Below are 8,108 nucleotides of genomic sequence, written 5' to 3'. Positions count from 1 at the left end.
CGCGTCCGCGGTGTCGGAGTCGGGGCTCGGGTCGGCGCGCTTCCGCGTCGCTGAACCCGGTGATGGTGACGGTGATGTGCCTGTCGCGGCGGTTGTAGGCCACCTGGCCGGCGGAGCCGGCGCGGCGGAGCCCCCAGCGTTTCGCGTAGTCAAGGTCGGCGCTCAGGGCGGTGACGATCGCGCCGGGGGTGCGGGGGTGTCCCTATGTGGTTTGTCAAGCTGCGGTGGTGGCGGGCGGAACTGCTGAGGGTTTGGTTGACTCCTGAGGTGTGGTGGCCGTTGGTCGCTGCTGGAAGGATGGCAGTCATGCCCAAGCCGTATCCGGAAGAGTTCCGCCGGGATGTCGTCGCCGTGGCGCGCAAGGGTGAAACACCCCTCGCGCAGATCGCGCAAGACTTCGGGATCTCGGAGAACTCGATCACGAACTGGATGAAGAAGGCCGATATCGAGGACGGGGTCAGGCCCGGCGTCACCTCGGCCGAGTCGAACGAGATGCGTGATCTGAAGCGTCGCACTCGCCTTCTCGAGCAGGAGGCGGAGGTGATGCGGCGGGCGTTGGCGTACTTCGCTTCCCGCGAGGTCAGCCCACAATGATGTTCCCGCTGGTCCTTGACCTTGCCGCTGACGGGATCGCCGTCGCGGTGGCCTGCCGGGTACTGGGTTTCACGAAACAGGCGTTCTATGCCTGGAAGAAGCGACCCTTCTCCGACCGCGACTGGGACGACGCGCACCTGACCAACGCCGCATTCGACGCCCACCGCGAGGACCCGACGTTCGGGTATCGCCTGCTCGCGGACGAGCTCGAGCAGGCCGGCCATGTCGCGTCTGAGCGGCGGGTGTGGCGGATCTGCTCGCAGCAGCGGATCTGGTCCGCGTTCGCGAAGAAACGGGGCCTGACCAGGAAAGCCGGCCCGCCCGTGCACGACGATCTCGTGAAGCGGGCGTTCACCGCCGACCATCTCGATCAGCTGTGGCTGACCGACATCACCGAGCACCCCACCGGCGAGGGGAAGCTCTACCTCTGCGCGATCAAGGACGTGTACTCGAACCGGATCGTGGGCTACTCCATCGACTCGCGCATGAAGGCGTCCCTGGCAGTCACCGCGCTGAACAACGCGATGCTGCGCCGCGAAGCCGCGGGCACGATCGTGCACTCCGACCGCGGCTCGCAATTCCGCTCGAACACGTTCGTGAAAGCACTACACCGACACACACTGACGGGATCGATGGGCAGGGTCGGCGCCTGCGCGGACAACGCCGCGATGGAGTCGTTCTTCGATCTGCTGCAGAAGAACGTCCTCGACCAGCAACGATGGGCCACGACACAGGAACTACGCCTCGCGATCATCACCTGGATCGAGGGCGTCTACCACCGACGACGCCGCCAACAAGGCCTGAGACGCCTCACCCCGATCGAGTTTGAGACAACGAAAACCGCCGCACTCGCGGCATAGAGAACGAGTCAACCAAACCCTCAGCAGTCCGGGGTCGGCTCTTGCGGGCAGGCCGGCGGGGGTGAGGTCGGCTGCGACGGCGAGTACGGCGACAGACGCGGCGGCTGACCACGCTTGCGGTCGGCAGGCGGCCGGGTAGGGGACAGCCCTCAGCGCCGGATACTTCGCCGCCTTCGTCATCGCAGCAATCGCAGCAATCGCCGCCGCTGCCCTCGTCGCACTCACCGTCACGAAGGAGACGACCGAGACCTCATCCACACCCGTCACGCAAGAGGCGCAGGACATCACAGAACGAGCCGGAACAGGGCGCGGTCTCCTAACTAGTGACCGAAAGTGACCGGCTGGCCACGCCAGTCGGTCGTGCGGAGGAACTGTTCCCAGTTCAGGGTGTTGGGATCCGTGTGCCGGCTCCACATCGTGTCGCGGTCCTGTCGGAAGTACCCGAGGTCGACCGCGTAGTGGGCCATGCCGAGGATCTCGTCGACCACCAGAGGGTTCTCTCCCAACTCGGGGAAGTAGGTCAGCAAGCCTTCGCGAGAGTAGGCGTTGCGGTACTCGGCTTTGAGCCCGGTGACACGGGAGAACGTCTCGACCATCTCGCCCGGGGAGGTGACCTCCCCTACGACCGGCAGACAGGCGCCGCGGTAGGTGTCGGGGTTGGAGAACACCTCGAGGACGGCCGGCCCGGTCGCGGTGAGTGGGTCCACGAACGGGGCTCGGAAGTCTTCGGGAAGGTAGAAAGGCATGAGCACCGTGTCACCGTCGAAGCGCGGGGTGTAGTACTCCAGCGCGTTGGTGTAGAAGAACGACAGCATGACGAAGGTGTGCGCGATCGGCAACGTCCGAATGTGCTCCGCGACGAGCGCCTTGTCAGTGAAGTGCGGGGCGTACTCGGCGCCCGAGGAGCGCTCATCGACGTTCTCGAGCGCACTGAAAACCACGTGCTTCACCCCAGCCTCGACCGCTGCATCGGCAAGTTGACGCCCGAGGGGGACCTCCTCTGTCGACGGAGGCGCGATGGGTGGAGTCATCAGGAAGGCCCCCTCGGCCGATCCGAACGCATCGACGAACTCGCGTTGGTGACCCAGCGCGAGGGGAACCTCGGCGATCTCCGCTCCTAGCACCGCCAGCCTCCGGGCCTGCGCAGAGTCGGCGTCCCGGGTCAGGGCTCGCACCCGGAACCTGCCGCTTCCGAGCAAGGAGGCCGCGACACTCCTGCCCTGCTTGCTAGTGGCACCTACAACGGTGATCAACGGCTTGCTGGTCTCAGACATCGTGTACTTCCTATGGTGTGTCCCGGGGTTTTTCGCTGGCAGCAGTTGCACGGCGGTCCCGGTACGCGCGGACACACTCATAATATTGACACATCGCAATGTGTCAATGCGTACTTGGAGGAGGCGGGATCGTCACATCGAGATATGATGCTGCCTACAAGAACGGTAGGAGGCGACCGTGGTGACGTCACGGACTCCCCACTCAGTGGGCGTTGCCGAAAGCGAGCCTCCTCTGGCTGCGGTTGAGGCATTGAAGGCTTTGGCGAACCCTGCGCGGTTGCAGATCATGGAGTGGTTGCAGGACCCTCACGGCGAGTTCGCTCAGTGGGAGCCGATAGCCGACCGGGATGAGGTCGGGGTCTGTGTCAGCCATCTGCAAGCCAAGTCGGGGTTGGCGCAATCGACGGTGTCTTTATACATGGCAACCCTTGAGCGGGCGGGCCTGGTGCAGGCGACCAGGGTTGGCAAGTGGATCCATTACCGGCGCAACGAGGGCACGCTTTCGCGACTCGCGGAGCATATCCGCGGCAAATAGTGCTGCTCACGAAGGCACCTGCGCCTGGAACGGCTGGGCGGCGAGTTGCTCGGGATCCAGAGTGAGTCGGTCACGAACTCACGGGGGTCGGCCACGGCCAGCTCGTCGATGACCAGGCCGAAGCGCTCGAGATCGAGCAGCACGCGGTTGCTGAGGAAGGTGTGCTCGATCAGGTAGGAACCCAGGGCGGGTGGGTGGATTCCGGAGGCGAAGAGCAACTGAGGGGTGCGCAGCGCGTCGGCGCACACGATGACAACGCCCGGGGTGAGCGTGCTCGTCTCTCCCGTCGCTGCATCACGGAGGCGGGCGCCCGCGATCCGACCGCCCTGGCGCAGCAGTTCGGTCACGACCGAGCTGGTGACGACGGTAAAACGCGGGTCATCGCCCGTGGCAGGGGGGAGAGCAGAGATGGCTCCGGACCCCGCGCCCCTCGGTGGGGGTCACCGCCATCGGCATCAGCATCGGCTCGCGACCCGGCACCGAAACGTCCGCCAGGTGTCGGCCCAGGGTGTCGAGCACGAGGCGTCCGACAATGGTCGGTCCGATCGGTGACGGCGACACCTTCAGGAGTCGTCGCGCCGTGGCGAGGTGGGCGGGCCAGCGCTCGGGGTCGCCGAATTGCTCCTGATCCTCTGGCCACGGAGTCGCGGCGGTCCAGTGCACACCCATGCCGCCGAGGTTCCAGCCCAGCGAGGCGCCGGGGAGCTGTTCGCTCTGCTCGCCCAGGCTGACGAATCGGTGCATCCCCGGTTCGAGCTCGTCGATGCGCGACACCGTCGCATCCGACGCGACTCACCCGAACATACCGGGCTCGCCGCGCAACACACCGATGCCCGCGAGAGCGTCGCCACCCAACGCGAGAGTGATCGCGAGATCCGCGACGATCTTCCCCGGAGCGTGGACCGCGAACGGCTTACGCCACGGCGCCAACGCTTTTTCTGGACCGTGTAATAGCTGGTTATGCGGCGAGATTCATGTCTCGCCACGCTTGTTCGGCTTCGTTCGGTTTTCGGTAGTCGAGTGCCGAGTGAAGTCGTTGTTAATTGTAGGCCAATTCAATGTATCGTGCCATGTCGCGGATCGCTTTCTCTTTCGTTGGATCGTGGGTCCGGTTGCATCGTTCGTTCTTGAGGGTGCCGTTGAAGGATTCGGCCCATGCGTTGTCCTAGCAGACGCCGGTTCGACCCATTGATTGTCTAATATTGAGCTTTTTCGCGACTTGTCCGAATTCGGCCGAGGTGTAGACGGATCCGTGATCGCTGTGGAAGATGGTGTCGCTGAGCCTGTCGGGTTGATTGCGGGCAGCCATGTCGAGTGCTTCGGTGACCAGCTCGGTTCGCATGTGGTCAGCGAGGGCATATCCGACGACTTTCTTCGAAGAGCAGTCGAGAACGGTCGCGAGGTACACCCAGCCTTCCCAGGTGCGGATAGAGGTGATATCACCGACTAACTTGCAACCGGGTCGTTGTGCGGTGAAGTCACGCTTCACGAGGTCGGGGATGTCGGCCGGATCGCGCGGGATCGTTGTCGTGGGCCGCCAGGGCTTGGGTTGGCAGGGCTGCAGGCCTGCGGCGCGCAGGAGCCGGCGGACGGTTTTGTGGGCCGCGGGTTGGCCCCAGCGCGCCAGCTGTGCGGCGATGCGGCGGTAGCCGTAGGTGCCGTCGGACGCGTCGAACGCTGTCTGGATGAGAGAGGTGATCTCCGTTTGCCATTTCGCTGTTCTCGAGGTTTTCCGGTCGCGCCATTCGTCGTAACCGGATCGGTTTACGCCGATCATTCGACACATTTCGCGGGTCGATGTCGTGGAGGTGAGGTCGCGTTCTTCGCGTCGAATCAGTTTCAACTTGGTAGTCAGCGGGACTTCTTCGCGAAGAACGCGGACGCTTTTCCCAGGAAAAGGTTTTCCTCTTCCAGTTCACGTACCCTACGCTCGTGCTCTTTGATCCGTGCACGGTCGGCGACGGTCAGCTCTTCCTCCCCTTCGGTATTCGGTACGCCGCGACCCAATTCGTGAGCGTTTGCGGAACGAGTCCGAGTTCACGGGCAACGTCCGCGACAGCGCGCGACTTGTCAATCACTTCGCGCACGGCCTCGGCGCGGAACTCCGGAGAATACTTCCCACGGGAACTCGACATCCCGATAATCCTTTCGATCAACGCGGCAATACTACCAATTCCGCGGTGGCCCGGAAAGAATGAGGCACCTCCTCGACCAGAGCATTGGCTTCCCGGTCGATTCGGCGCCTCGTCTCGAGCAGATGCGGTCCGTTGTTGCGGACGCTGTTCACGTCGTGGGACACCTCGTACTGCTCGAGGTCATGCGCGATCGCGTAGGACTCCCGATCTGAAGAGCTGCATCAGAGCGTCGACGCCGAGGTGCCCGCCGAGCCACTCGTCGTCGTCCACATCTCTCCGACCGCGCCACATGGGCGAGCACCGCAGTCGCCGCGATCACGCGACTCAACGGCGCGCGCATCAGGCAGAATCAGACCCAAACGGGCGCACCGACGCTCAACTCAGCCGGCTTAGAAACCCAATGAAAGATCGAGGCTAAGCGTTGAGCTTGATGATGTCGCTAACCAGTGAGATAACTGCAATCCCTCCCAGTACGAAGCCCCAGTACTGCAGCGGGATGAAGAAGAGGGAATGTCGATTGACAAGGCGCTTCTGCGCTTCCAATCGCTCATGCTCGAGCTGTGCATCCGCCATCAGCAGTGCTTCGCTCTGTGACTGGGGAATCGGGTGGCCGGGGCCACGTGAAAAAGTACCCTTCTCGACGTACTCTGCGAGTTCCGCCTTGCGAGCTTCTGTCAAAGCTTCAAGCCTCCGATGGGGTGCATTGCGATTGATCGCAACGCCCGTGAACCAACTGGCCGCCGCGGCTAGAAGAATCCCGAAACCAAACAAGAATGGCACTTTTCCGCCCGGGGCGAGCGCATTTATCAGTAACTGGGTGGCCACGAAAGCGGCGAACACATAGAGGAGCGCCAAGATGCCCCAACCGCGCCAAATGATCATTTGATAGTTCCGTTCTGGGTCGCGTTCCGCTGAGTGGTGGAGTTTCTCGATGCCGTGCGTGTCAGTTCTTTGGGGCTTCGGAGGGGTAGCGGCGCGGTCGCCAGCTTCCCATTCGTCGTATTGCTCGACCCGAACCGCGTCAGCGACCGCAGCTGCGGCACGCTTGATGAGCGAAACGGAGGATGTCAGCGCCAAGAGATTCGCCTAGATCCTCGAGTAACAGTGACCGGAACCAGCCGCCCCGTCGAGACTATAGAGGCACGCGACGGAAGCTGACAAATCGCCGAGTCCATAGTGCGCGAAATCCTTAGCCTTGCGGCGCAGACTGTCGGCCGACGGCATCTTCCCCCGCGACACAAGACCGGGCCACCCGCGATCGTCACGACGGATGTGTTCGGTCGGCCCCGCGTGGATCGCGGCCGAATGACTGTCAGCGCTTCAGCACTCGCCGTCCGTCGGCTCGAGCTTCGCCACTGGGGAGACGTGCCTGTAGAGGGTGAGTGATTTCAGGTGGTCAGTGCGTCGGTCGGGTGTGGTGGATGACAGTGAGGTGCCCCATTCCTTCAGGGCCACCGCGGAATTGGTAAGATTGCCGCGTTGACCGCAAGGATTGTCGGGATGTCCAGTTCCCGTGGGAAATACCTCCGGAGTTCCGCGCCGAAGCGGTGCGCGAAGTAATCGATAAATCGCGGCCCGTCGCCGACGTGGCGCGTGGGCTCGGACTCGTCCCGCAGACGCTCACGAATTGGGTCGCGTCTCGGCGTCGCGCGAATGCTGAGAGCGGCGAAGAAGTTCCGCTAGCTGCGAAATGTGAACTGTTTCGTCGCGAAGAACGCGACCTCGACTGTGCCATTTCAACCCGAAAAATGTGCCGATTGATCGGGGGCAACTGATCCAGTTATTACGAGCGTTATTCGTAAGGTCTGATTGGCGTGTGTCGCTCGAAAGGCATCGGCCCCTCGTGCGAGAGAATAGAAGTTATCACACTTCACCATTCTCGGGACAAGAGCCCAATGAGCTACAAATCTACTACAGGACTTGATTCGGAGCAGATCACGGAACTCGTTTCCCGAATATGGCAGATCACGCAGTCCCGCGCGACGTCGACGGGAAGAGCGGCGATCCTGAATCTGCGGGAACAGGTCATCATCACTCTCGTGCTGGTGCGGCAGAACCTGAACCAGATGGCTGTCGGTGACCTGTTCTGCGTCTCACAGCCGACCGTGTCGCGGATTTACCGCCGGATCGTCCCGCTGATCGAGGAAGCGTGTTGTCTGTCCGGTGTCGCTCTGACCGACGCGGCGATCGGTCGGGTCCTTCTGGTCGACGGCACGGACGTGCCGACCGGGAACCGCGCCAGCGCGTGGGGGAACTACTCCGGGAAACGTCACCGGCAGGGCCTGAACGTCCAGATCGCGTGCGACCTCGACGGCGGCTTGTTGTGCGTGTCGGACCCCGTGGCCGGCGCCCGACACGACCGGGCCGCGATCACGCTCTGCGGCTGGGAACCGATCCTCGACAACACGGAATGGAGAGCCGACCCCGGATATCACGGCACCACCGCAACAACACCCGCGAAGAAACCCATCGGGCGAGAACTCGACGACAACACGAAAGCCAACAACCGAACCATATCGCGCAGGACCCGGGCGATGTCGGCGACGGCGGGGTCCTGGCCATGCTCGTCCGCGTGGGTGGTGGTGACGCCGTGCACTGCGGTGGCCTGCCTTGGAATGGGGATGCCCGGGCGGATAAGCCAGGACTTCTTCTTCAGGACCTGGCCGTCGCGGTGCATGAGGCCGACGAACGCGGTCACGATGCGGTCCTC

The 8,108-nt window shown here is 63.3% G+C and carries 7 protein-coding genes and 2 pseudogenes; 3 read left to right on the top strand and 6 right to left on the bottom strand.

What is annotated here, in order from left to right; genetic code table 11:
* Nucleotides 1-306: 306 nt before the first annotated feature.
* A protein-coding gene (locus B0H03_RS15760; RefSeq protein WP_104264570.1) for an IS3 family transposase occupies nucleotides 307-1,454 on the top strand; the annotation gives its coding sequence in 2 pieces (ribosomal slippage) (nucleotides 307-589 and nucleotides 589-1,454; 1,149 coding nt in all).
* A 320-nt stretch (nucleotides 1,455-1,774) separates the two neighbouring features.
* On the opposite strand, the gene B0H03_RS15755 is transcribed toward B0H03_RS15760, so the two are convergent.
* The 6 genes and pseudogenes from B0H03_RS15755 to B0H03_RS15725 form a co-directional block, all read right to left on the bottom strand.
* On the bottom strand, nucleotides 1,775-2,728 hold the full coding sequence (locus tag B0H03_RS15755; protein WP_104264569.1) for an NmrA/HSCARG family protein: 954 nt from the start codon (nucleotides 2,726-2,728) through the stop codon (nucleotides 1,775-1,777).
* A 477-nt stretch (nucleotides 2,729-3,205) separates the two neighbouring features.
* Nucleotides 3,206-3,610, bottom strand: coding sequence for a GMC family oxidoreductase N-terminal domain-containing protein (locus B0H03_RS15745; protein WP_104264568.1), 405 nt, complete (start codon nucleotides 3,608-3,610; stop codon nucleotides 3,206-3,208).
* Between the two features lie 31 nt (nucleotides 3,611-3,641).
* Nucleotides 3,642-4,037, bottom strand: a complete 396-nt coding sequence (locus B0H03_RS15740; protein ID WP_104264567.1) for a hypothetical protein — start codon at nucleotides 4,035-4,037, stop codon at nucleotides 3,642-3,644.
* A 21-nt stretch (nucleotides 4,038-4,058) separates the two neighbouring features.
* A pseudogene (locus tag B0H03_RS15735) lies at nucleotides 4,059-4,211 on the bottom strand (IS1380 family transposase); the annotation flags it as partial.
* Nucleotides 4,212-4,221: 10 nt separating this feature from the next.
* Nucleotides 4,222-5,398 (bottom strand): annotated as a pseudogene (locus B0H03_RS15730) (IS3 family transposase).
* A gap of 414 nt (nucleotides 5,399-5,812) precedes the next feature.
* Nucleotides 5,813-6,475: a hypothetical protein gene (locus B0H03_RS15725; protein WP_127843916.1), complete on the bottom strand. Its 663-nt coding sequence runs from the start codon at nucleotides 6,473-6,475 to the stop codon at nucleotides 5,813-5,815.
* Nucleotides 6,476-6,918: 443 nt separating this feature from the next.
* Here B0H03_RS15725 and B0H03_RS17610 point away from each other — a divergent pair, with 443 nt between their 5' ends.
* On the top strand, nucleotides 6,919-7,173 hold the full coding sequence (locus B0H03_RS17610) for a transposase (RefSeq protein WP_104264565.1): 255 nt from the start codon (nucleotides 6,919-6,921) through the stop codon (nucleotides 7,171-7,173).
* 264 nt (nucleotides 7,174-7,437) lie between these two features.
* A partial coding sequence (locus B0H03_RS15715; protein WP_165827999.1) for a transposase family protein occupies nucleotides 7,438-8,108 on the top strand: 671 nt, incomplete at its 3' end.

Source organism: Rathayibacter iranicus NCPPB 2253 = VKM Ac-1602 (assembly GCF_003149025.1).
GTDB lineage: Bacteria > Actinomycetota > Actinomycetes > Actinomycetales > Microbacteriaceae > Rathayibacter > Rathayibacter iranicus.
This window is presented reverse-complemented; position numbering and strand designations above follow the sequence as displayed.

Coding starts and splice junctions, on each gene's coding strand:
- B0H03_RS15755 (WP_104264569.1), bottom strand. CDS start 2,728: ATGTCTGAGACCAGCAAGCCGTTGATCACCGTTGTAGGTGCCACTAGC.